The sequence below is a fragment of the Bacteroidota bacterium genome (genome assembly GCA_018698135.1).
In the GTDB taxonomy this organism is placed as follows: Bacteria; Bacteroidota; Bacteroidia; order CAILMK01; family JAAYUY01; genus JABINZ01.
Genome location: JABINZ010000148.1, coordinates 1 through 2,648 on the forward strand (window position 1 = coordinate 1; position 2,648 = coordinate 2,648).

At 33.9% G+C, this 2,648-nt stretch carries 2 protein-coding genes; both read right to left on the reverse strand.

Translation table 11 applies throughout. The features are described 5' to 3' along the window. Window positions 1-225 precede the first annotated feature (225 nt). Window positions 226-1,836, reverse strand: coding sequence for an efflux RND transporter periplasmic adaptor subunit (locus HOG71_09715; GenBank protein ID MBT5991115.1), 1,611 nt, complete (start codon window positions 1,834-1,836; stop codon window positions 226-228). A gap of 10 nt (window positions 1,837-1,846) precedes the next feature. After that, window positions 1,847-2,648 (reverse strand): TolC family protein (locus tag HOG71_09720; protein ID MBT5991116.1); only part of this gene is annotated, 802 nt, incomplete at its 5' end.

The window sequence follows — 2,648 nt, forward strand, 5'->3', positions numbered from 1 at the left end:
ACAAGAGTCCTATTATTTTTACTTTTTTCATATTGGTTATTTTAAGTTGGGGTTTCATTTTACTTTATTTAATTGTTAAAAAAATGATGTGATTTAATGATTATTCTATAATAAAATTTTATAGATAGTTTACTTTGTTATTCTAAACATCTTCATCTTATGCATTTTTGCACTTAATTAGTTGTTTTTATCCATTTATATCAATTAACTTGAATTTTGATGTTGCTAATCTTTCGTATACTTACAACATGGAGCTAACTTTTCATAGGAAGCAATGGGGGCTGTTTCTAATTCCGTATCATAACCAGAAGCTGCAATTGCTTTATGTATTTCGATTAAGTCAACTTTGTCCTTATTAAAAGAAACATGAATTACTTTTTTCTTTACATCCCACACTGCTGAATTAACTCCTTTTAAAGCAAGTGCTGCTTTTTCAATTGTTTTTTTACACATTTCACAATTGCCTGAAACTTTAAACATTTCATGTTCCAAATTGGCCTTTGGTTCATCCTGTACATTCGGACTCTCCTTTCCTTCATCTTTGGTCATTTGCCCATGGTCATGGCCAGTTGAGCTGGCTCCACCTGCTGGATTCATCATGCTGGGTTTTCCAGCCAATTGTGCAGCAGCATCAATCTTAAACACACCATTTACGGCTATTTCTTCTCCTGCAAAAAGACCTTTTTTGACAACATAAAAGTTACCAGCTTCAGCCCCTAATGTAATTTCTCGGTAAATAAAAAAATTTGATTTACGGTTTGGTACTTTTACATATACCACAGCTCTTTTTCCAGTCCATAACATGGCTGTTTTGGGTATTAGTATTTCATTTGAATTATTGGCCAATTTTGATTCCAAAATACCATTGGCAAACATTTCAGGTTTAAATATCAACTTCGGGTTAGCTATCTCTAAACGTACTTGTGCTGTTCTACTTTGAGCATCAATAAAAGGATCAATGTATGTTACTTCACTGGCATATTCATTTCCGGGTAGAGATTGCAAATTGAAATCAATTTTATCGCCCAATTGAATCCAGGCCAAATCACTTTCATATGCATCAAACATGATCCAAACTTTTGACAAATCAGTTACTTCAAATAAGGCAGAACCTTCCTTGACATAATCTCCCATAGCAACATGTCGTAAAGTAACAGTTCCGCTAATCGGAGAAAGAATTTCAAAATACAATATAGGCTCACTGGCATCTTCAATACTGGCAATTTGCTTGTCAGTCAAATCCCATAATTTAAGTTTACTTTTTATTGCTTTATAAAAACCAGGATTTGATTCTTTATATTGATAAGCTTCGATGAGCTCTTTTTGGGCATTAACTAAATCAGGCGAATAAATAGTTGCCAGTTTTTGACCCTTTTTTACTTGCTGACCCGTATAATTAATGAATAATTTTTCAATTCGCCCCCCTATTCGAGCTGTTAACTGAGCAATATTTCGTTCGTCAGCTTTGACTTTCCCAAGCAAATAAACCTTGTTTTCAGGAATACCAGCTTGTACTATCGTGGTTTGAATCTCTGCTAGTTTTATAGAAGCTTCCGACATTTGAATTTCATCAGGCGAAATATTTTCATCATCACTACTTTCTGATTCTAACAGAACTAAATCCATTGCACAAATAGGGCATAAACCCGGTTTATCCTGTTTGATTTGCGGATGCATGGAACAGGTCCAAATGCCAGCTTCTGCTTCTTCTGCATGTTCATGACTTACAGCTTTTGAACTCCCACTATTATGAAAGAATATCCATCCTAAAAATAATCCTGAAAACAATGTAATTCCGATTAGTATAAGATCTCTTTTATTAAGTATTTTTCTCATGATTTTTTAATTAATTGTTACCCATTAAATAATACATAAATGCAACAGACGCTTGTTGGTCGGATATTGCTTTTATCTGAGCTAGCTGATAGCTTAATACCTTACGTTCCATTCGTAAGATTTCTTCAAAACTCACTCCCTGTGTAGCATAGGTTGATTCAAGTATTGATAAAGCTTGTTTAGCTAATATTCCCTGACTTCCATAATGCTCAAGCCTTCGACTTGCATCCTGATAGTTTTTCCAGGAATTCTCAAAAACACCTTCCAGCACATTCACTTTATCTTGTTTTTCTAATGTTTTTGCTTTTTGAAGATAAATCACTTCATCCACCATGGCTTTATACTTATTTCTATAGAGAGGAATACTGATCCCTATTTTAGGAAACACAAAAGCATCTTCACCTGAAAACGAAGCTGCCGCGCTACCCACTGTTATATAATCCAAACCCAATGAAAATGAGGGCATTCCCATTTTTTGCGCAACGATTTCCTGATAGGTCAAAGATGAGAACTGAAAATCAAGTTTCTTCAATTGATGATTTCTGGCTACAATAGAATCGAAAATAACGTCCTTAGCCATGTGTAATCTAATCAGTTCAAAATTGCCTTCTATATCAATTTCTCTTTTACTACCAACATTAAGCAGTTTATTAAACAATACTTTCTGCGTAACTAAAATATCTTTTAGCAGCAAAAGATTATTTTCAAGATCTGCTAATTCCATTTTTATCCTAATTTCATCAACAGCTGATCCTTTTCCTGTTTCTATTTTAATCAATGCCAAGCTTTGAAAAGTTTGTAGAATTTCGATG

Coding starts and splice junctions, on each gene's coding strand:
- HOG71_09715 (MBT5991115.1), bottom strand. CDS start 1,836: ATGAGAAAAATACTTAATAAAAGAGATCTTATACTAATCGGAATTACA.